Source organism: Pseudoxanthomonas sp. J35, from assembly GCF_000513995.1.
In the GTDB taxonomy this organism is placed as follows: Bacteria; Pseudomonadota; Gammaproteobacteria; order Xanthomonadales; family Xanthomonadaceae; genus Pseudoxanthomonas.
Window position 1 is genome coordinate 73376 of sequence record NZ_AZVB01000008.1, and the last position, 22161, is coordinate 95536.

At 64.3% G+C, this 22161-nt stretch carries 15 protein-coding genes and 2 pseudogenes; 13 read left to right on the plus strand and 4 right to left on the minus strand.

The window, feature by feature from the left end; translation table 11 throughout:
* Positions 1 to 27 precede the first annotated feature (27 nt).
* From PSEJ35_RS16880 to PSEJ35_RS0106640, 4 genes and pseudogenes are all read left to right on the plus strand, one after another.
* Positions 28 to 430: pseudogene (locus tag PSEJ35_RS16880) on the plus strand (DUF1998 domain-containing protein); the annotation flags it as partial.
* The gene (locus tag PSEJ35_RS15615) at positions 427 to 1251 is read left to right on the plus strand and encodes a ribonuclease H-like domain-containing protein (RefSeq protein ID WP_037082611.1); all 825 of its coding nucleotides are present in this window, start codon (positions 427 to 429) and stop codon (positions 1249 to 1251) included. The pseudogene PSEJ35_RS16880 and the gene PSEJ35_RS15615, both read left to right, overlap by 4 nt.
* A gap of 124 nt (positions 1252 to 1375) precedes the next feature.
* Positions 1376 to 3232: a M61 family metallopeptidase gene (locus tag PSEJ35_RS15620; RefSeq protein WP_051412555.1), complete on the plus strand. Its 1857-nt coding sequence runs from the start codon at positions 1376 to 1378 to the stop codon at positions 3230 to 3232.
* A gap of 40 nt (positions 3233 to 3272) precedes the next feature.
* On the plus strand, positions 3273 to 3719 hold the full coding sequence (locus PSEJ35_RS0106640; protein ID WP_156924746.1) for a hypothetical protein: 447 nt from the start codon (positions 3273 to 3275) through the stop codon (positions 3717 to 3719).
* Positions 3720 to 3773: 54 nt separating this feature from the next.
* On the opposite strand, the gene PSEJ35_RS0106645 is transcribed toward PSEJ35_RS0106640, so the two are convergent.
* On the minus strand, positions 3774 to 4760 hold the full coding sequence (locus tag PSEJ35_RS0106645) for an AraC family transcriptional regulator (protein ID WP_028917107.1): 987 nt from the start codon (positions 4758 to 4760) through the stop codon (positions 3774 to 3776).
* A gap of 98 nt (positions 4761 to 4858) precedes the next feature.
* On the opposite strand from PSEJ35_RS0106645, the pseudogene PSEJ35_RS15625 reads away from it, so the two are divergent.
* Positions 4859 to 5606 (plus strand): annotated as a pseudogene (locus tag PSEJ35_RS15625) (SDR family oxidoreductase).
* Positions 5607 to 6176: 570 nt separating this feature from the next.
* On the opposite strand, the gene PSEJ35_RS15630 reads toward PSEJ35_RS15625, so the two are convergent.
* Complete coding sequence (locus tag PSEJ35_RS15630) at positions 6177 to 7166, minus strand: DNA-binding protein (RefSeq protein ID WP_051412556.1); 990 nt, start codon at positions 7164 to 7166, stop codon at positions 6177 to 6179.
* 152 nt (positions 7167 to 7318) lie between these two features.
* Between PSEJ35_RS15630 and PSEJ35_RS0106660 the strand changes: the two genes are divergently transcribed.
* Entirely contained in the window at positions 7319 to 8356 is a 1038-nt protein-coding gene (locus PSEJ35_RS0106660; protein ID WP_037082612.1) for a site-specific integrase, read from the plus strand.
* A 27-nt stretch (positions 8357 to 8383) separates the two neighbouring features.
* On the opposite strand, the gene PSEJ35_RS0106665 is transcribed toward PSEJ35_RS0106660, so the two are convergent.
* Positions 8384 to 10150 carry a hypothetical protein gene (locus PSEJ35_RS0106665; protein WP_156924747.1) on the minus strand — a complete coding sequence of 589 codons (1767 nt, stop codon included), beginning with the start codon at positions 10148 to 10150 and terminating at the stop codon, positions 8384 to 8386.
* A gap of 139 nt (positions 10151 to 10289) precedes the next feature.
* A complete protein-coding gene (locus tag PSEJ35_RS16885; RefSeq protein ID WP_156924748.1) occupies positions 10290 to 10766 on the minus strand; it encodes a GNAT family N-acetyltransferase in 477 nt (158 codons plus the stop codon).
* Positions 10767 to 11130: 364 nt separating this feature from the next.
* Between PSEJ35_RS16885 and PSEJ35_RS0106670 the strand changes: the two genes are divergently transcribed.
* The 7 genes from PSEJ35_RS0106670 (at position 11131) to PSEJ35_RS0106700 (ending at position 22161) form a co-directional block, all read left to right on the plus strand.
* Entirely contained in the window at positions 11131 to 14076 is a 2946-nt protein-coding gene (locus PSEJ35_RS0106670) for a DEAD/DEAH box helicase family protein (protein WP_028917110.1), read from the plus strand.
* A 564-nt stretch (positions 14077 to 14640) separates the two neighbouring features.
* Positions 14641 to 15882 carry a HEPN domain-containing protein gene (locus tag PSEJ35_RS16890; protein WP_198014161.1) on the plus strand — a complete coding sequence of 414 codons (1242 nt, stop codon included), beginning with the start codon at positions 14641 to 14643 and terminating at the stop codon, positions 15880 to 15882.
* 371 nt (positions 15883 to 16253) lie between these two features.
* Positions 16254 to 17174 carry a cation diffusion facilitator family transporter gene (locus tag PSEJ35_RS0106675; protein WP_028917111.1) on the plus strand — a complete coding sequence of 307 codons (921 nt, stop codon included), beginning with the start codon at positions 16254 to 16256 and terminating at the stop codon, positions 17172 to 17174.
* A gap of 635 nt (positions 17175 to 17809) precedes the next feature.
* Positions 17810 to 19696: a copper resistance system multicopper oxidase gene (locus PSEJ35_RS0106685; protein ID WP_037082616.1), complete on the plus strand. Its 1887-nt coding sequence runs from the start codon at positions 17810 to 17812 to the stop codon at positions 19694 to 19696.
* Positions 19693 to 20850 (plus strand): copper resistance protein B, encoded by a 1158-nt coding sequence (locus tag PSEJ35_RS0106690; RefSeq protein ID WP_028917114.1) that lies wholly within the window; start codon positions 19693 to 19695, stop codon positions 20848 to 20850. The genes PSEJ35_RS0106685 and PSEJ35_RS0106690 overlap by 4 nt, the downstream gene beginning before the upstream one ends.
* A gap of 13 nt (positions 20851 to 20863) precedes the next feature.
* Positions 20864 to 21634 carry a cytochrome c gene (locus PSEJ35_RS0106695; RefSeq protein WP_037082617.1) on the plus strand — a complete coding sequence of 257 codons (771 nt, stop codon included), beginning with the start codon at positions 20864 to 20866 and terminating at the stop codon, positions 21632 to 21634.
* A 17-nt stretch (positions 21635 to 21651) separates the two neighbouring features.
* Positions 21652 to 22161 (plus strand): nuclear transport factor 2 family protein, encoded by a 510-nt coding sequence (locus tag PSEJ35_RS0106700; protein ID WP_028917116.1) that lies wholly within the window; start codon positions 21652 to 21654, stop codon positions 22159 to 22161.

A 22161-nucleotide genomic window follows, 5' to 3' on the forward strand; every position in this document is an offset into this window, starting at 1 on the left:
GGTGACGATCGCCAAGGTGGTACCGATCTCGGCGCCGGCTACGCGCTGCACGTGGTGGCCAAGGTCGCGGTCATGGCCGATTCGGCCGACCTGCAGAAGGCGGTCGGCAGCGGCGACGGTGCCTGGTCCGCCACCGCCGACGGGCGGGGCAGGGGACAGCTGCGCGGGCTGGATGGCAGCGCCGTCGACCCGGACCGCCACGACAGCTTCCTGCCCACGGTCTACCTCTACGACAACTATCCCGGCGGCATGGGCCAGAGCGAGCCGCTGTGGCACCGCCAGCGCGAACTGGTCAAGCGCGCCCGCGAACTGGTCGAAGCCTGCGGCTGCAAGGGTGGCTGCCCGGCCTGTGTCGGCCACGCAGGAAGATGCCGAAACCACACCGCGTGCCCTGGCGCTGCGCGTGCTGGCCGCGCTGGAGGCTGCGTGAGCGTTTCCCTGGCCAAGCTGCAGCAGCTCAAACGCCAGGCCGGCGCGGCACCAGCGCGCCCGCCGCGGCCGGCGCAGGCAACCGGAGCGGACCTCTCGCTGGACCACTTGCGCAGCCTGCTGCGCGTGCGTGGCCGCGGGCCGGAGCCCGTGGTCCGCGGCGACCGCAGCCTTCCCGGCACCGAGATCGCGCCCGGCCTGTTCTTCGTCGAAGAGTTCCTGCCGGATCCGGAGGTGCCGCCGGTACTCGACGGAAGCTTCGACCGGGGCGAACCGGTCGCGACCGGCGACGTGCTGTTCTTCGACACCGAAAGCACCGGCCTGGCCGGTGGCACCGGTACCCGCGCATTCATGATCGGCGCAGCCGACTGGTGCGGCCCGCGCCTGCGCATCCGCCAGCTCACCCTGGCGAGCATGGGCGCCGAGCGGGACATGCTCGACGCCTTCGCCGGCTGGCTGCAGCCGCACACCGTCCTGTGCAGCTACAACGGCAAGTGCTACGACGCGCCGCTGCTCAACACCCGCTACCGGCTGGCCCGGCGCACCAGTCCGCTGCCCGGCCTGCGCCACGTCGACCTGCTGTACCCGACCCGCCGCAGCTACCGCGGCGTCTACGAGAACTGCCGCCTGGCCACCATCGAACGCCATGTGCTGAAGATCGTGCGCGAGGACGACCTGCCGGGTTCGGAAGCGCCGGCGGCATGGCTGGGCTACATCCGTGGTGGCGGCAGCGCACTGCTGCGGCGGGTGCTGGTGCACAACCGGCAGGACGTGATCACGCTGTCGCGGCTGCTGGGGTGGCTGGCAGCGGCCGCGGACTGAGCCCATCGCGCAGTGCCAGCCGTGTTCGCGGGGAACCGGAGCGTGCGCATGCGACCGACGGGTCGTGATCGTCATGGGCCGTTGTTCGCTTCCTGCGCGGGCGCGGCTGAAGCATGATGGGCCCATGACCCTGATCGCCCCGAGGTGGAAACGGTCCGGCGCGCTCGTCGCCGCGTTGTCGATGTCGGTCGCCGTCGGCGCCGGTCATGCAAAGGCTCCGGAATGGCCGGTCCAGCAGCTCGAGGCCGCGCCGATACCGGCTCCCGTGGACCGCGGCTTCGCCGGGGTCATCGAGCTCGATGTCGATGCGACCGACGTGGACAGGATGCTGTTCAACGTCCGCCTGCGCCTGCCGGTGCAGCAGCCGGGGACGGTCACGCTGCTGTATCCGCGCTGGGAGACCAGCAGCCATGGTCCCAGCCTCACGGTGACCGATCTCGCCGGGCTGGTGGTGTCGGTCGACGGGCAGCCGCTGCGCTGGCGGCGCGATCCGGTCGAGCCGCATGCCTTCCATCTCGATATCCCGGCCGGTGCACGGACGATCGAGGCGAAGTACCAGGTCGTGGCCGGCGCCGACGTGCTGGCCCCGGACCTGGTCGTGGTGCCATGGCAGCGCCTGGTGGTGTACCCGGCAGGCTGGTACGCGCGGAACCTGCCGGTGCGTGCGAGCGTGGCACTGCCTCCCGGGTTGCAGGCGGTCTCGGCACTGGATGCGGCCGCGGGGCAGGGCGGGGTCGTGGTGCTCCCGGACACCCCGCTGGAGACGCTGCTCGATTCGCCGCTCTACGCGGCGCGTCACATCACGCAGGTCGCGCTGGACTTCCCCGGCGCGGAAGCAGCGAGCTTCGACCTGATGGCCGCCCGCGCGTCGGACCTCGCGATACCGCCGGGCCAGATGGCTGCATTGCAGCGGCTCCTCGACGAGACCGCTGCGGTGTTCGGTCCGCCACCGTTCCGCCGTTACCGCTTCCTCGCGCGGATGGAGGACGACGCCGCAAACGGCGGCAGCGAGCATCGCAGCTCCAGCGAGCTGTCGTTGCCCACCGGTTACTTCAGCGACTGGGCCAGCCAGCTCAACGGACGAGACATCATCGCCCACGAGCTGGTCCATGCCTGGAACGGCCTCTACCGCGTGCCCGCCGACCTGTGGACGCCCACGCCGAACAGCCCGCAAGGCGGCAGCCTGCTCTGGGCCTACGAGGGACAGAGCGAGTTCTGGGCGCGGATCCTCGCCGCGCGTGCCGGGCTCCGCAACCACCAGGAGACGCTGGACCAGCTGGCCCTCGACGCCGTGCTGGTCTCCGCCCGGCCCGGGCGCACCTGGCGGAGCCTGTCCGACGACGTGAACTATCCGGCCTTCATGCTGCGCAAGCCGGTCCCCTGGCAGGACTGGCAGCGGCGCAAGGACTACTACCCGGAAGGCGTGATGCTCTGGCTGGCCGTGGATGCACGGCTGCGCGAGCTCAGCGAGGGAGCCAAAGGCATCGACGATTTCGCGCGCGCCTTCTTCGCGGGGGCGGCTGCCGATGCACCGGCGAGGACGTACACCTTCGACAGCCTGTGCGACGCGCTCGAGTCCATCGTTCCCGGCGACTGGAGCACCTACCTGCGTGGCTGGATCGACGGCCACGGCGAATTCGACACCCTGGCCGGACTGCGCCAGCACGGCTGGGCGCTGGCATACGCCGAGACGCCGACGGCCACCTTCCGCCAGCACGAGGCGGAGGAAGGCATCACCGATCTCTCCTACTCGCTGGGACTGAAGGTGAACGGCAACGGCGTGGTCCGCGCCGTGTCCTGGGAGGGACCGGCCTTCCAGGCGCGGCTCGCGCCCGGCAGCCGGATCCTCGAGGTCCACGGTGAGCCTTTCAGCAACGCACGCCTTGCAGCCTGGACGACATCGAGGGGCCGCGGGGTGGTGTGCCCGCGCCCGGCCCGCACGCCCTCGCAGCAGTGTGGACGGCGCGCAGCGGTTTGCTAGCATCCGCCCCAGGAGAACCACCCACGGTCAAGGAGAGACCATGGCATCCTGCAGGCTTGCTGCGTCCAGTCTGTTCGTCACCTTGCTGGCAATGGGGCCGGCCTTCGGCCAGGCCATCAACAAGTGCACGCATCCGGTCACCGGCAAGGTGGCGTACTCCTCTTCGCCATGCCCGACCACGGCCGAGGAATGGCGACGCGAGTTCGATGGCACCGGGAACCCGAATGATCGGGACCGGATGTCGGCGGCCGAGGCCAATGCCCGCATCGCGTCCTACGAACGCCAGGCCAGGCCTGCGCAGGCAGTACGTGTGCCGGCCGCCGGTCGCAGCGCCTCCCAGGGCGGCGTGATCCCGGTAACCGGCGGCAGCCAATGCCGGGACGCGAAGGCCCGCCGGGACCGGCTGCTGTACGAAGCCGGCCCACGCCCGTCGATCGAGTACCGCCGTGCCCTCGACAAGGAAGTGCAGGCCGCCTGCAAGTTCTAGCTGCAGGCAGACGCGAGAACCGGACACCGCCTGACTGGGGGAACTGTTCCCGGCTCAGACGCCCAACGCGGAAGCGCCTTCCGTCCGCTCTTTCCGGCTTGCCTCGAACGGGTCCAGATGTGTCTCTTCCTGCTCCTGCAAACCAGCTCCGGCGCTGCGCGCGTAGCGCGCCGGCGGACTCCCGACATGCCGCGAGAAAGCGACGCTGAAGGTGCTGGCCGAACTGTAGCCCACGCGCTGGGCGACCTCGGCTATGCCGATGTCGCCGTGCCGCAGGAGGTCCCTGGCCAGCGCCATGCGCCAGGCCAGCAGGTACTCCATCGGCGGCATGCCCATCACCCGGTTGAAGCGGTCGAAGAAGGCGGAGCGGGAGAGGGCGGCTTCCCTGGCCAGCTCGTTGATGGTCCAGCCTCGTGCAGGTTCCGCATGCATCGCCCGGATCGCCGCGGCCAGGCGCGGATCCGACAGCGCCTGGACCAGGCCGCGGTCCACGCCCGATCCGCTGGCCGAACGCAGCGCCTCGATGAACAGCACGTCCAGCAGGCGCGCCAGCACGAGGTCGCGCGCGGGCCTGCTGTCGCGCGACTCCTCGCCCAGCATGCGCACCAGCGTGGCCAGCCGGTGCTCACCGCGGATATGGATCAGCTGCGGCATCAGCGGGACCAGCAGGGCCGCGTCTGGCGAATCGAAGCTGCAATGCCCGGCCAGGATGCGCATGTCGGTCGGTCCGTGCTGCACCCCGATGCGGTAGAAGCCCTTGTCCAGTTCGACCGGAATCGAGTGGGTCGTGGAGTCCACCTCGTGCACGCTGGACATGGTGACGCCGTAGGCGGCCGGGACCAGCACGAAATCCCCGGCCTGCAGGACCACCGTGTCGCTACCTTCGAGCATCAGCCGGCAGCCGCCCTCGATGACGACGCAATAGAACGGGTCCCCGCCATCCGAACGGCTGACCCGCCACGGCCCGGCGCCGACCACCTGCTTGGAAAAGCGGGCGGTGGGCTTGAGGAGCAGGACGATCTCCGCCAGTGGATCGACTATTGCCGGACCCCTGCAAACGGAAAAAGGACTTTCGATTGTAGGCAGTACGGGCTCCGTCGCATACCTTGGTGACTCGCCCACCACTCGCGAGACCCCGCATGAAGACCGTACTGATCACCGGCTGCTCCTCCGGCTTCGGGCTGGACACCGCCCGTTACTTCCTGGAACGGGACTGGCGCGTCGTCGCCACCATGCGCACCCCGCGCGATGACCTGCTGCCGGCCTCCCCGAACCTGTGGGTGATTCCGCTGGATGTCGCCGACCCGCAGGGCATCCAGGCCGCGGTCGCCGGGGCAGGGGAGGTCGATGTGCTCGTCAACAACGCCGGCTTCGGCGCCCGGCGCCGTTCGAGCTGATGGACATGGAGACCGTTCGGGGCCTGTTCGAGACCAATATCTTCGGCACCATCGCCATGGCCCAGGCCGTGCTCCCGAGATGCGCGAGCGCGGGTCGGGCGTCATCATCAACGTGACCTCCAGCGCGATCTACAAGCCGCTGCCGCTGAGCGGCGCCTACCGCGCCTCCAAGGCGGCGGTGAACGCCACCACCGAATCGCTGGCCGCCGAGATCGCCCAGTTCGGCCTGCGCGCGCACCTGGTCCTGCCCGGATCCTCCGGCGAGACCCGCTTCCGCGAGTCCGCGCGGAGCGGCCTGCGCGGTTTCGACGACCCGGTGTACGGCCAGTTCATGCAGCACACCATCGCCCGCATGGCCAACTCCGTCGGCCCAGGGACGCGTTCCCGGGACGTCGCCGAAGCGGTCTGGCGCGCGGCGACCGATCCGGCCGCGCCGCTCTACATCCCGGCCGGTGCGGACGCGGAGCAGTGGGCAGCCGAGGCGAAGTGAGCCGCGCATGCTGGGCCCATGCGCCAGGCTTTCGTGGACGCGGCCGCACAGCGGAGCAGCCGCGCTTCCAGCTGGCTGCGGCCGACGAGCCCACCGGTTTCGATACGCGCCAACCGTGCCCGGACGGCTGTGCAGAACGCCAGGACTGTCCGAACCGCATCGCAAAGCCATCGGGGGAAGCCGTGCCGCTGCATGCCCCAAGGGCCCACCGTCGAGCGGGAACACCATGCGACAGGCCGTCAGGGGAGCTGGCAACCCTGGAAACCAGCGGCGATGGGGCGCAGCAGATATCGCCCTCCGCACCCATCCTTAATTTCGCATAATGCACATTATGTCAACGCGGCTGGGCTACTACTGGAACCTGCTGTCGGTGCTACCCAAACTCTGTCGTCTGCTCCTTAACCATGACGTGACCCGTAACCATGTCGTCGTCCGACAATCACTCCCATGTAGATCAATGACATAGAGCCTCCATGCAGTGACCTTTGTCGTAGCCGATTCGAGCGCCTTGCCCCCCTTAACCGTGTCGTGCTCCGATACGATGTCGCGCCCCGACACCTTGAGAATAGATCAATCGGCCACTTTCGCACGACGCCGGCGTGCCGGCTGGCTGGATTGCTTCGTAGCTTTGGTCTGCTTCGAGGGCGCAACTTTGCTCCGGCTGCGCGACTTCCGAGCCGCGGACCCAGGGGCAGCCTGGGGGAATGCCGCTCTGAGCGCCGCGGGCAGATCCCGCAGCACGCCCAGCTGACCCTCAAGCGCGTCCGCGCGGGCCCGTTGCGCCGAGGCCTCGCGAGAAGCTTCAACCGCCTTGGTGTTCGCCTGGTCGATCAGTTCACGTAGCGACTTCTCGGCAGCAGCCGATTGGCGCACGGCGGCCGTCAGTCTCCCTTGCAGTTCCTTTGTCTCCTGACGAGCTCGGTCGATCTCTTTGAGGGCTCGATCCTCCACCGCACGGACATGCTGACCGAGTGACTCGCGTTCAGCCAGGGCGGCATCCTGCAACGAGCGGACCCTGGCCTCCAGGGCGTCGCGGGTGCTTACGCCGTCTGCTGCGTGGGCGACGGCCGCATCGCGCTGGCGGCCGACTTCTTCAACCTGCTCCTCAAGCCTGTCGACCAAGCGCTGGAGCTCTGCGGCCCGGGTGGTAGCCAGCTCCGCCTTGTGGCCTGCGGCCGCCACCTGTTCCCGCAAAGTGGCAGCTTCCGCCAGAAAGGCCTCGCGATCACTTTCAAGCGCTTGGATCTCACGCCCCAGAGCTGCGCGGTCAGCCCTCAACGCATCGTCCGCAATGCTTTGAGCGTGCCTCATAGCCGACGCCCACAATTCGCTCGCCAAGCGCGCGACCGCATCTGGGGCGTCTGGAACGGCGACGCTGCGGTGATGCGCGTCCAGCCGCCTTCCGAGTCCTTGCCACCAAGTTTCCAGCCACCGCGTAACCGTGTTCGGCGAGCCGGTACCTAAGTGCGCACGGACGCGCTCCACAGTCGGCCGTTCGCCCAAGCCGACGATCTCGTCGGCAGCGGTGTGCACGTCGGATTCGGTGATGCCTCGGGCCATGGAAGTGCCTCCTACTCGGTCGCCCTACTCTGTTGATTCCGTACTGGTGATAAGTGATGATTATCGCGTGTATACGGTCTATACCGTAGTGGATACTACATATTATGAATGATAATCACGCACTTCCGGTCCTCGTGCAACCGGCGTCTGGCATGGTCCTCCCCGACCAGCTCGCCGAACAGGCCGCCGATGCCGTGCGCGAGCTGTTGGCCGAAGCGGCCGCCGAGAACACGACCCGCAGTTACGCCACGGCCTTGCGCTACTGGGCCGGCTGGCATGCGGCGCGCTACGGCGTCGAACTGGCACTCCCGGTTTCGGAAGCGGCCGTGCTGCAGTTCGTGGTCGACCACGTCCAGCGGCGATCTGCCGATGGTGACCTGGCGTGGGAACTGCCGCTGGCCGTCGACAAGGCGCTGGTGGCCGCCGGTCTCAAAGCCAAGCCAGGCCCGTGGACGCTGGCCACGGTCCGGCACCGGGTTGCGGTCCTGTCCACGGCGCACCGGCTCAAGCAGGTCCCGAATCCCTGCGAGCAGCCAGCGATCCGGACCGTGCTGAGCCGCGCTGCCCGGGCGGCGGTCAAGCGCGGCGAGCGCCCCCGTAAGAAGACCGCGATCACCCTGACTGAGCTGGAGGCCATGCTGGCCACCTGTGACGACAGCCTGGAAGGCCTGCGCGATCGCGCCCTCCTCTGCTTCGGGTTCGCTAGCGGTGGACGCCGCCGGAGTGAAATCGCCGCCGCGGACATGCGGGACCTGCGCCGGATCGGTGACACCGGCTACATCTACCGGCTCGAACACAGCAAGACCCAGCAGGCGGGGGTTACCGCGTCCTCGACCCCGGACAAGCCGGTGCTGGATCGGGCCGCGCTGGCACTGGAGGATTGGTTGGAGGCGTCCGGGATCACCGAGGGCGCGATCTTCCGGCGGCTCTGGAAACAGCGCATGGGCCCTGCCCTCTCCCCCGCCGCGGTCGGCGAGATCGTGCAGCGGCGGGCGCGCCTGGCAGGGCTGGAGGGGGATTTTGGGGGGCACAGCCTGCGCTCGGGGTTCGTGACCGAGGCGAGCCGTCAGGGCGTTGCGTTGCCAGCGATCATGCAGCTGACCGAGCACCGGGCGGTGTCGAGCGTGATTGGGTACTTCCAGACAGGCGGAGCTGCAGACAATCCCGCCGCGCGCCTGCTCGAAGACTAGGCGCGGATAAAAAGACGGATTGCAAAACTACTGCCGCGACACGGCTGCCAGAACACCCATCAAACTCGAGCGAGCCCGCCGACGCTCTGCGTTCTCGTGCAATTTATCAACACCCAGCTTGCCCAGCATCGCTACCCCCGCGGCCAGTGGCGGAGCTGGCCCGAATGCAGAAAGCATTGGCAGGAGCATCGCTCCGAAACCGAGCCCAATTCCGGCGGCTCCGGTCCATTGGGTCGCCGCATACTTCGGCGCATACTTTGCGTCGATCTCACCGATCGTCTTGTCGTGCGATTGCGCCATCGCATTGATCGCGTGGCAGACCTCGCGTACAACACGATCTAGTTCAGCAGGACCTGCGAGCGAAAGCGCTCTCGTGTGCTCGCCGAGTTGCCTGCGGAACGCCAGGTTTTCCTGGTTAGCGAGTAGTTCCACCAGTACCGGCATCGGAATATCTCCCAGCCAAGCTAAACGCGCGTGTTGAAGCGCCTGCAGCGCCTTGAGACCGCCTTCCGAGAGGATGTCCTGCCGATGGAGGTCGACCGCGCTGGCAGCGGATGCCCTCTCGAAGAAATGCCAGTGCGTTCGCTGCGTCAGCATCGGTTGGGCCGACAGTTCGCTGGCGTTCTCCAGGAGGTGATACTGGGGCGCGAAGCGCTCGGCGATGCCGGTAAGCAGTACCCGCGGCAGCGGCGCCTCTGCCAGCGCCCGCACCGACTCGGGTCGGCGGTACTCGGCGATCTCGTCGAGATAGCGTTTCACGGCTACGCGGGGATCCATGATCTCGCCTGGAACGACGCCAGGCGGCAGGAAGAGTTGCGCGCGCATCACGTCGGTCACGAATCGCTCCGGATTCTCGCGAACGAACGCCTGCAGTTCGTCGAGTTCAGAGAACGTAGCGTCGCACGCGGCGCCTACCGCCTGCAGCACGAGATCACCGATTCCCACTTGGGTATAGACGTCAAGGTCCTCCAGGCCCTTCTCGAAGCTGGGGAACACCAGCACCGGAGGCACCGGCAGCCCTGCCTCCACCAACGGCGTGAGCTGCAACAACTGGTACAGCTGCCGGAGCAGCTCCACATGTTCCGCACCGAGATCGAGATCGCGTTCGAAGAAGGGGTACACCGGGTCGGCCACCAGCTGCGTGTCGGCGTACAGTGCCATCCTGCGTAGGCCGGAGAACGCGGATGAGCCGAACTGCCGCTGACCGCCGAGCACTAGCTTGAGTCCGCCGAGTTCGCGCGCGTAGTTCCACAGAGTGCGCGCATGCGCTTGGTAGAACCCGGCCAAGCCATTACAGGCATTCTCGTAGTTACGCGCTAACGTTGCTGAGCTCCCCCGAGCGCGCTTACGTACCGCCGTCGCCAAGTCGTCTATGGTGGCGAAAGCGTGATAGGGCCTGCCCGCAACCGCGACGAACACCTCGGAGAAGTGGCGGAACAGCTCAACCTGTGCGTCTGCAAGCTTGATCGGCGCTCGACTGTCTCCCTCACCGGCACACCGCTCGGCATCGTATGTCAGCGCCATGGCGGCGGTGCGCACCATGCCGAATGCTTCGGGCGACAACGCATTGCGATTGATCAGCTGCCCCGGCTGCAGGCTGATTGCCATGATCTCGTCCACCACGCCGGCCAGGGATTCAGGAAAGCGCATCTGCCCATCGCGGATGGCCCGCTGAAGCGTATGCAGACGCTGGGTAGTTTCGATTCGCCATGGTCGCTCGCCGCGAACATCGGCACCAGGCGTTGCAAAATCCGCCTCTCTGGCACGTTGGTCTCCTGAGCTAGTCGTCGTCATCACATGCCTCGTGGGTCGGCCTACGCGATCCCCGCAATTATCCCCCACCCGCGGTCAGCGCGGGGCGCTCCGCATGATCTCGTCTGCCTGTCCGTTCCGGGGGACAGGTCATTACATGGAGTGCTGGATTCGATCTGTCCTAGTCATGAAGCGACGTCTCCTCGAAAGCGTCGGCAGCTCGTGACTCCAACGTTAGCTTCGGATTCCCCCAAGCACTGGCGGGCCCTTCTTGATCCACGAAGCCGAGTGCCCGCCAGAATCCTTCGGAACTCCTCGGGGCGCATTCCAGATCAATTCGCGGAGCCCCTTGGGACACGAGCATCCGGACGATGTGCGCGGCTAGATGACGACCGAATCCGCGGCCGCGATACCCGGGCCGGACTTCTAGGATGTCGACCTTCGCACGGCCCTGGCCGAGGGTGACGACCGCGAACCCAATGATTGTCTTGCCGTCGCGCAGGCACGTCATCTCGCCATTTCGGGCGGCCTGCCGAATGATCGATCGGTTGTGGTAGAACCCGGCGCCGTCAGGGTTGCCGACCCACTCTCTCTTGAGCCAACGGATGACGGTCTCCGCTTGCGGTGGCCCGCCAACGACGATGCTGGTTTCTATCATGACGCCATAGTAAACGAGACAGGAGAACCTCCTTACCAGCTTTGCCGGCAAACAAGCGGCCCGCAGACGGATGCTGCGCGATCGGGCTGCCGCGCCGCATTGAAAGCAGATTTCGTCCTCAAACGGACAGACATGACTTACAACTACTCCACCTTTCGCGTGGCTCTGGGTCACTACATGTCAAAAGTCTCAGCAGATGCGAACCCTCGCAAATACAGTGGCTCAGACTCTTCTGCGGGCCAAGGAAGCTCGCAATCAGACTATTCCTAATCCACAATCCACTGGCAGAATGGGAGTCCGGTGCGGCTCGCCTCCGTCGAGACGGGTGGTCGGCGACCGGAAGACGCTTCACAGGGGGAAAGCGATGGACGTTGACGTCGAGTTTTACCGGGAGAACGTGGTTTACCGCAGTTGGGCCGACCACGCTGTCAATTTCGCTATCGAAGGACCAGCCAATGGGTTCGCCGGATTTCGGAAGCCCCAGCGCGCTGCTGCATTTGCTGTTTTTTCCCACCTCGATTCCGATGCCGACGTGTCAGCGACCGTTGTGATGCCCACCGGCACGGGAAAAACGGACACCATCTTCGCAATCATCATAGCGGGTCGATTCCGACGCACGCTGATGATCGTGCCGTCCGATGCGCTCCGTACCCAGATAGGCGATCGACTGGCCAGCTTGCAGCGCCTACGAGCCATCAATGCGATTTCCGACGATATTCTTTCACCGATCGTCCATCGCATCGATGGTCGCGATGCTGCAATCGACGCGCAAGCCATCGAAGCTTCAAATGTCACTATTGCGACGCCTGCCGCCCTGGCCCAATTGGATGACGACGAACTGGAGACCTTTGCAGCCCACTTCAGTCACCTCATCTTTGACGAGGCTCACCACGTTGCCGCCATGACGTGGGGACGTATTCGAAATGCTTTCGGCTCCAAACCAGCCATCTACTTCACTGCCACACCGTTCCGTCTCGACCAGCAACGGCTCGACGGCAAGATCATCTTCAACTATACCCTGAGCCAGGCGCAGCGAGACAATTACTTCCAGAAGATCGATTTCTTTCCTGTGCGCGAGTATGTGACTAGCGAGATTGATCGGACCATCGCCACCAAAGCCGTTGAGCTGCTAGCTACCGATTTGGAAGCAGGCTTCGATCACATTCTCATGGCGCGATGCGCCAAGATATCCAAGGCTAACCAGATCTTCGAGCTGTACCGTGAGTTGGGACCCGAATTTGAGCCAGTCGTCATCCACAGCAAGAGCAAAAGAACGAAGGAGCGGGATCTCGACCGCATCCGAAGCCGGCAAAGTCGCATCGTAGTTTGCGTCGACATGTTCGGCGAAGGCTTTGACCTGCCTGAGCTAAAGATAGCCGCGATCCACGATCAGCATCAAAGCCCGGCCGTCACACTCCAGTTTATTGGTCGCCTGACCCGAACGGACGCGCGCCTGGGAACCGCGAAGTTCGTCGCCAACGTTGCTAACCAGCGTGCGGACAGCCCCATGAAGCGCCTCTTTGAGGAAAGCGCGGACTGGAGTTTGATCATTCGCGAGGTAAGCACTGAGCGCATCGGCCGCGAGCTCCAACGTCAGGAATTCGAATCACGATTCGAAGGAGATTCTGAGGGCGCGAGGATCGCCGCACTCAACCCAACGCCTAACATCAGCTGCCTGGCCTACCGCCTAACCAGATCGAATTGGAGTCCCCACGCCGTAAATAAGCTAGGGTCAGCGAAGGAGAAGCTTGAGCTGCATTCGGTAAGCGACGACGGCTGGATTGTTATGGCTGTTTCCCATGAAACTTCTCCCGTTGCCTGGGCGCGTAGCGAGTCGATCTATGGCTCGACTTGGAACCTCTACCTGGCCTACTACCGACAAAGCGATTCGACCCTCTTTATCTCGTGCACCGGAGACGAGCGGCAGACGTCGCGCTTCCAAACCCTCGTTGCCCCCTCGGCACGTCGTATCAATGGCGACGACGTATTTCGCATCATGCACGGGATCAACCGACTGAAGCTACAGAATGTGGGCCTCAGTCGATCCGGCCGTGACGTACGTTTCACCATGCACGTTGGGCAAGACGTCAATCGGGTCATGGACGACCTCGAGAGTGGCCGGTCCATCAAGTCCAACATTTTTGGCGTCGGCCACGCCGACGGGGAAAGTACCACCGCAGGCTGCTCGGCCAAGGGCAAGCTCTGGAAAATGGATTCCGGCGCCATTGACGAATGGGTGCGCTGGTGCGATGTCGTCGCCTCGAAGATCAACAACTCTTCTATCGATACGGCCGCCATACTTCGAAACGTCATGCGGGCGGAGAAGCTGAGCGGACGCTGGCCGGACGGAATCTTCTTCGCTGACTGGCCGGATGCCATAGGTGTTGAAACCGAAAGGCGCTGCGCGATCACCCTCAATGGGGTGTCCTATCCATTGCTCGACACCAAACTTGGGCAGCCAGTTAAGGAGAGTGATGACACCCTAGCCATTGCATTGTCGGCTATTTCAGTCAGCGGCGACGAACAGATACTGACTACCATTCGAATCCGTCTTGAGACTGATGGCTACCGATACTCATGCGGTCGTGCAACTTTGCTTATCGGCAGTCAGGAGCACGAGCTCAGCGAGTATCTAGATCGTGAACGCATGCGATTGCTTCAGGCCGATGGTTCCATACTTATTGGCGACTATCGCTACTTCACCCACGCGGCGCTCAACGTACCGCTCCCGGCCACTCTCCTGTCGACCTGGGATTGGGGCACTACCAACATACATAAGGAATCGATGGCCCATCCTGAGGATTTCGATTCAGTCCAAGGCTTCACACTCCAGAAGATTTCCGATAGCTACGACATTGTCTTCAACGACGACGGTGCTGGTGAAATTGCCGATCTTGTCGCGATCCGGGAAGCACCCGATCACATTGTGGTGGACCTCTATCACTGCAAGTACTGCGGTAGTGGTCAACGACCGGGGTCGCGCGTGGACGATGCCTACGTGGTGGCGGGGCAAGCAAGTCGGTCTGCAAAATGGCTCCATAAAGGTCCCGCACTCTTCCAGCGTCTGTTGGAACGCTATAGCACGGGCAACGGTGCTGGAACGCAACGACTGCTTAAAGGTACTCCGCAGCAAATCGACATCTTGAGGTTCAAAGCGCAAGATATCGAAATGCGAATGGGGTTCTTCATCGTCCAGCCTGCTTTTTCGGCCGTTAACATTACGGATAGTGTCATGACGGTGCTCGGTACCAGTTACATGTATCTGCGTGACATAGCAAACGTCGACCTGCGCGTAATTGCCAGTCATTGAGACAACTGAATCGGTCAGGTAGGTATAGACATCCAATGCCCGAAATGTTTGAAGATCACCCTCCCTACCCCTGATAAATCAATCTAATCCCCTCAGGGAGGGGTGATAGGGCGCGTGAGCATGTAGTGGTGCTCGGATGAAGGGCGCCGGACGTCGAGAAGGCGGCAGAGGTCGACTAGAACGACGAGCGTTGTAGAGAGCTCGGTAGGGACAGTAGCCTGACAGCGCGCAATCAATCCTCTCTGCGTAGTTGGACCATGACGCCGTGTTCCGCTTGCCGCGAGTACGCCATGAGGCGACACTGCAACGTGCGCTAAAGGCTCCGCCCAACCATCAATGGTCTCCCTTGTCACCCAAAAGGCTACCAACCGCGCACGGCGAGACATGGCGTTCATCTTTCGGCAGCTAGTCCGATTCGCAAGAATGACGACCAGCGAACGAAAGAGTCATTACGACAGGAACCCCATGGACGTTTTTCGGCAACTTCCTCATCCCGAGGGGAGGGGCCACATCCCAGTTGGAGATCTTGGGTGGGCCAGGATGGGCGCACTTGCGGATCTCGCCTTGGACCTGGATCGCCCTCTCGCGCTCCGTATCAGTCGCCAACTTGCTCGAAGTGCGGTGTCGGACTCGTTCGTAAGGCTCGTGCTGCAGGAGGAGCGTCCGATTGACCAAGAAACAGCAGCCCTACTGCTCGAGGACGCACTGAACTCGTTGAGGAAATCCCTCGTCGTGACGGAACACCACATTCCATGCGTGCTGTTCTCGGATGGCGAAGCCGAGGAGTTCATGGTGGGACCGGTCACCTTCACAAGAAGGAGGAGGTTCTTTAATGAGCAGCGATCAGCGCTGAGAAGGAGCGTTGACGCGGGCACCCGCAACCACGTAGATCTCGTTTCCACGGCGGTAGAGAAAGGTTTCCCGCGCGAGAGAGCGTACACTAGGGATGAATCACGGCAGCTAATCCGTCACCTTCATGCTGGCGCAATCGCTACATATCGACGCTATCCTTGGGTTGCGAGCGTCCACGTGACTGATTGTGAGGAGGAGTTTTCTCGACAGCGGGCGGCTGAAGCAGTCGAGATGGCGCTTCACGTCGTTCGTGTTCTTTTGGGATCCGAGCCAACTCGCAAACTGCGGGTCGCATGGGCCAAGAGTGATGCATTGCAAACGGCACACCTCTTCGCTGATGCCGACGGAGTTATTCACGCGAGTGTTGGCAGAAGTGCAATGGGGGCGGTAGGGACGAAGAACTGGTACGAGGCACTTCGACAGAGCAATTACTATCTTGAAGTGCTGGGCTCTGCGGTGAGATCGATCGTAAACCCCATTGACATCCATCACCTGCATCAACGACTACTAGATGCTATACGCTGGTTCGGTGACGCCGCTACTGACTCAAACCCTTCGTCAAGCATCGCAAAGTACGTATCAGCGATCGAGCGCTTGTTCTTTGGGACGTTTCAGCGGGACCGCACGAAGCATTTCGCTCGTCGCATTAGTGGCATTCTAATTTCCTTTGAGTGCGATGACGATGTAAGAGAATACGAACAGGTTTTGGGCGTTTATCGTATCCGTTCCGAGCTATTGCACGGAGAGATCTCCCCCATCGACACCAGCGTTCATGAAGCTGCTCATCGCGCAGCACGGTTAAGTCGGTTGTGTATTTTGTGCGCAGCGCAGTTGTACCCACTCCTGATCCGCGTTTTCGGGAGCATCACACCCTCTACTCTTGAAGAAGTGATGGAACGGACGACAATCGAGGGGTTGAATTGGCTTGAGGATTGCAAAGAAGGAGAGGGGTAGTCTGACCCCGTTACGAGCTCCCGTGCTGTGTCTGACGTACCGCTGATAAACATCCCTAATCCCCTGCCCTATCGATGTTCGCTTCCGGCCAAAGCGGCCTACGATCACGGCGCCGGTATCGTTTACTCGGCGCCCCAACGGCTAGCTGTTGCTGAGCGATTTCAGGTCAGCGACGAACTGCTCGGGATGCGGTGGGTGTGGTAGACCATGACCAACGGGGGCATCCTCCGCCGCGCGAGGAAATCGCCCGGCGCGCGCCGCAATGACAACGTGTACGTACGGGCCACGTGGAGATTCCGGGCGACCCTGGTGATCGTAAGGCGACAGGCTTCGGCTGGCCGGACTCGCGCGCACAGCAGACAATGGTCGCCATGAAACCCCGCGACAGACCGGCCGAAGCCACGCCGGACCTGAGGAAATACGCCTGGCTGGCCATCGTGACCGCGGTGCTGACGGTGCTGCTCAAGGGCAGCGCCTGGGCGATCACCGGCTCGGTGGGCCTGCTGTCGGACGCCGCCGAATCGATGGTCAACCTGGTGGCCGCCATCGTCGCCCTGGTCTCGCTGACCATCGCCGCCCGGCCGGCCGACGACGACCACCACTTCGGCCACAGCAAGGCGGAGTATTTCTCCGCCGCGCTGGAAGGGATCATGATCTTCGTCGCCGCGGCCTCGATCATCTACCTGGGCATCGATCGCCTGCTCAACCCCCGGCCGCTGGGATCGCTCGGCATCGGCCTCGCTGTTTCGATCATGGCCGCCGTCCTCAACGGCATCGTCGGGCGGATCCTGATCAAGGTCGGCACGCGCCACCGCTCCATCACCCTGCGCGCCGACGGCAAGCACCTGATGGCCGACGTGTACACCTCGGTCGGGGTCGTGGTGGGCCTGGGGTTGGCGTGGCTGACAGGCTGGAACTGGCTGGATCCGGTGATCGCGATCCTGGTGGGCGTGAATATCCTGGTTGTCGGCTACCGGCTGATGTCCGAATCCGCCTCCGGCCTGATGGACGCGACCCTGTCCCCCGAGGACAACGCCCGGATCCAGGCCATCCTGGACGCGCACGCCGAACCGGGCCGGATCGAATTCCACGCCGTGCGCACGCGCGAGTCCGGGGCCCGCCAGTTCATGGAGATGCACATGCTGGTGCCCGGCGACTGGACGGTGCTGCGCGGGCATGACGCCATGGAAGACCTGGTGGAGAAGATCGTGGCGGAGTTTCCCGCCATGCGCGTGACCGGGCACCTGGAACCGGTCTCCGATCCCCGCAGCTACGAAGACATGGCCCTGTAGCCGAAAAGCGGGAGGCGACGTTGGGTCAGGCAGGCGACGAAGACCCGCGGCTCGATCCCCCGTGCGTTGTCACTGTATTCATCCGGAGTTTATATCCGCACGTATACTAAGGCGCATGCCTTTCCGCGCGCTCCTGATGCGGTTGTTCCTGGTCGTTGCCTTGCTCGCCAACGGTCCGGGCATCGCTGGCGCGTCCATGCACATGGAGCACGTGCGCGACTCCGCCGGTGACGTCACCTCGGCACCGACAGCAGCCGAGGCCATGGCGGCCTGCCATGGAGGAGCAGCGGCTGCTACGGGGGCCAATGAACACCATCACCCCCAGGCCACTGACGAGGCCGGAGCGGTATCGCCGTTGGACGACTGCTGTCAGTCAGGCGATTGCGATGCGTGCATGCACCATTGCTCCGCGGCACTTGCCGGGTCGGCACTCGCCGACTTCACCGTCCGGTACCGGCAGACCGCCGAACCCTTCCTGTCGGTTCACGCGTCCGCGGCACTGAGAAATCTCTTCCGACCTCCGATCGGCTAAGTGTCCCTGCGCGCCTTCCGAGGCGCTGATGGATCCTGTCCGCTGCTCCGCACTGACAGGGTAACGCTCGTCCCGCGAGCCTTCGACCTTTCCCGGAGTTCCCATGTCATCCGATTCTTTCGGCCGTGCCGAGGGGCTGTCTGCCCCGTCGCGCCGCCGCTTCGTCCAGGGCCTTGCTGTTGGCGGGGCCGTCGCAACCTTGGGCCTGTGGCCCCGTTCCAGCTGGGCCGTCAAGGCCGAGGGCCTGCCCAACGTGCTCTCGGGCACCGAGTTCGACCTGACCATCGGCGAGACGCCGATGAACTTCACCGGCGCCACGCGCCCCGCGATCACGGTCAACGGATCGATTCCCGCACCCTTGCTGCGCTGGCGGGAAGGCGCCACCGTCAACCTGCGGGTCCGCAATGCCCTGCCCCGCGGCTCGATCCATGGCGAGCAGGCGTCGATCCACTGGCACGGCATCCTGCTGCCAGCCAACATGGACGGCGTGCCCGGGCTGAGCTTCAACGGCATCGACCGTGGCGAGACCTACCAGTACCGCTTCAACGTCGTGCAGGGCGGCACCTACTGGTACCACAGCCACTCCGGTTTCCAGGAGCAGGCCGGCCTCTACGGGCCGCTGGTGATTGAGCCGCTGGAGCCCGAGCCCTTCGCCTATGACCGCGATTACGTGGTCATGCTCAGCGACTGGACCGACCTCGATCCGAAGCGCCTGTTTGCCCGGCTCAAGAAGCGGTCGGATTTCGACAACTTCTCCAAGCGGACGGTTGGCGACTTCTTCGCCGACGTGAAACAGCACGGCCTGGCCGCCACGGTCGAAGACCGCAAGATGTGGGGCCGGATGCGGATGACGCCGACCGACCTGTCGGACGTCAACGGCAACACCTACACCTACCTCATGAACGGCATGACCTCGCTCGGCAACTGGACCGGGCTGTTCCGGTCGGGCGAGAAGGTCCGCCTCCGCTTCATCAACGGCTCCGCGATGACCTACTTCGACGTGCGGATCCCGGGCCTGAAGATGACCGTGGTCGCAGCCGATGGCCAGTACGTGCATCCGGTCACGGTCGACGAATTCCGCATCGCCACCGCCGAGACCTTCGACGTCATTGTCGAACCGACCGGGCAGGATGCGTTCACCATCTTTGCCCAGGACAGTGGCCGTACCGGCTACATCAGCGGCACGCTCGCCGTCAGGCAAGGGCTGCGGGCTCCCGTGCCCAACGTCGATCCCAAGCCGATTCTCACCATGGACGACATGGGCCACGGCGGAATGGGGGGCGGCGGCCATGACATGTCTTCGATGTCTCACAGCGCAATGGCCGGTGGTGCAACCGGCGGCATGGATCACAGCGGTCACGACATGTCGGCGATGGCTGGAGGCGCAATGGCCGGCGGAAGCATGGCCGGCATGGATCATGGCACCGGCGGGAGCATGGCCGGGATGGACCACGGTGCCGGCGGCATGCAGGAACACCCTGCCACCGAAACCGGCAACCCCCTGGTCGACATGCAGACGATGGCGCCCGCGCCCAGGCTGGATGACCCGGGCATCGGCTTACGCGACAACGGCCGCCGCGTGCTGACCTACTCCGACCTGCGCAGCACGTTCAGCGACCCGGACGGGCGTGAGCCCGGTCGCACGGTCGAGCTGCACCTGACCGGGCACATGGAGCGTTTCGCCTGGTCGTTCAACGGAGTGAAGTTCGCTGATGCCGAACCGCTGCGCCTGAACTACGGCGAGCGCATGCGGATCGTGCTGGTCAACGACACGATGATGTCGCACCCGATCCACCTCCACGGCCTGTGGAGCGACCTCGAGGACGAATCGGGCAACTTCATGGTGCGCAAGCACACCATCGACATGCCGCCGGGCACCAAGCGCAGCTACCGCGTGCGTGCGGATGCCCTTGGCCGCTGGGCCTACCACTGCCACCTGCTCTACCACATGGAAGCCGGCATGTTCCGCGAAGTGCGGGTGGAGGAATGAACGCCATGATCCTTTCAAGTCGTCATCCCCTGGCCGTCGGCCTGGCCTCCGCATTGTCTCTCGCAGCGGGCTTCGCGCCGGCGTGGGCGCAGGAGACGGACCACGCCTCGCACCACCCGGAAGCGAAGCCCGCTGCGACACCATCGTCACCCAAACCTGTTGACCCACACGCCGGACATCAGCCGACTCCGACAGACAAAAGCTCCAATGATCACGGGACCATGGACCACGGAAACATGGACCACGGCGCCATGAAACACGGGGCTACGGACACTGCCGGCAGCGATCACTCCACGATGGATCACTCCACGATGGATCACTCCACGATGGATCACTCCACGATGGATCACTCCGGAATGGATGACTCCGGCATGGACCACGCGTCCATGGGCCATCAGCCTGGTGCCAGCCAGGATCTCCCGGCGAACGCGGAGCCGCACGAGCCCATTCCTGCCATCACGCCGGCCGATCGGGCCGCGGCGTTCCAGGACCTCGATGCGCACGTAATGCACGGCGAATCGATCAACTCCTACTGGTCGCTTGACCGGCTTGAGGCCTGGGACGCGGATGAGGACGGCACCGGCATGGCCTGGGAAGCGAAAGCCTGGGTCGGCTCCGACTTGAACCGGCTCTGGCTCCGCAGCGAGGGCGAGCGTGCGAGCGGATCCACCGAGTCGGCGGATGTGGAAGTCCTGTACGGTCGGGCCATCGCCCCCTGGTGGGACGCGGTCGCCGGTGTCCGCCATGACTTCGGTTTCGACGGCGGTCCATCGCGCACCTATGCCGCGCTTGGTGTCATCGGTCTCGCCCCGTACAAGTTCGAAGTCGAAGCGACCGCCTACGTGGGCGAGTCCGGCCAGGTCGGGCTTGGGGCGGAAGCCGAATACGAAATGCTGTTCACCAACCGGCTGATCGGCCAGTGGCTCGTCGAGGGCGAAGCCTGGAGCAAGGACGATCCGGCGGTTGGAATCGGCAGCGGACTGAGCAAGGTCGAAGCCGGTTTCCGCCTGCGCTACGAGTTCCATCGGCAGTTCGCTCCCTATGTCGGCGTCGTCAGGGAGCGTGCCTACGGCGGAACGGCGGACCAGCGTCGCGCACGGTCCGGGGACGTCGACGACACCCGGGTCGTGGCCGGCGTCCGAATCTGGTTCTGATGGGAGAACACACATGCAACCAAAGACACGCAAGCGTGTTTGGTTGATCGGGGTTCCGCTGGTTGTCGTGGCCGGTACGGCGGGCTTCATCTGGGGCGGCGTGTACAACGTCGCCGCCGATGACATGCACACGAAGCCCGTGTATTTCCTGCTCGAGACCGCACGCGAGCGCTCCATCCTGGCGCGTGCGGGAAGGTTGGACGTCCCGCCGGGCCTGGACGATCCAGCGAGAATCGTGCAGGGCGCGGGCAACTACGCAGCGATGTGCGCCGGGTGCCACCTGGCTCCATCGATGGCCGAAACAGAGATGAGCCAAGGCCTGTATCCAGCCCCGCCCAACCTCAGCCAGTACGGGGTCGATGCGCCAAAAGCGTTCTGGGTGATCAAGCACGGGATCAAAGCAAGCGGCATGCCCGCCTGGGGCAAGAACATGGAGGACGAGTACATATGGAACATGGCCGCGTTCCTGCAGGTGCTGCCCACGCTCGACGCGGCTGCATACAGGGAACTGGTCGACAGCAGCGAAGGCCACGCGCATGGCGGCGGCGAGACACACGACGACGACCATGACGAGGCGGCGACGGAGGATCACCCTGCCCAGCCCACAGCTGGGAGCGACGCGATGCCGCACGCGCAGTCGCCGGGTATGGACGATGACCACGGAACGCGTGTCACCGACACAGAAGTCCGCGCGGTAGAGCATCGCCATGCCGACGGCAAAGTGCAGTCTCCACCTTCACCCCATATGACCGAGGCCGAAGACGGCCCTGCGCACACTCACTGAAAACCTGGAGTTGAACAATGAATGCAACAGCAATTTCGTCTGGCCTCGCGCTGATGCTGGCAATGGTGTCGCCCGCAATGGCGCAGACGGCACAGTCGCATGCACATCACCCCGCCGCTGCGGCAGCGGCGGACGTAGACGTGCCGGCCGCCGCGAAGGCCGCCGTCGACGTGGCGGAGCGCTTCAACGCCGCCCTCTCCAGCGGCGACCTGGCCACGGTCGAAGCCCTGCTCGCTGCCGACGTTCTCATCCTCGAGTCCGGAGGTGCAGAACGCAGCCGCGAGGAATACATGGGCCATCACGCAGTCAGCGATGCGGCGTTCCTCAAGGGCGCCCATCGCCAGCTGCTCCGTCAGCGTGCACGAACCGCTGGCGAGTTCGCGTGGGTCGGAACCGAAAGCGAGCTGCACGCCCAGAAGGACGGCAAGCCACTGACCGTCCAGAGCACCGAAACGATGGTGCTGAAGCAGACCGCCGACGGCTGGCGGATCGTCCACATCCACTGGTCCTCGCGGACCAGGCGCTGA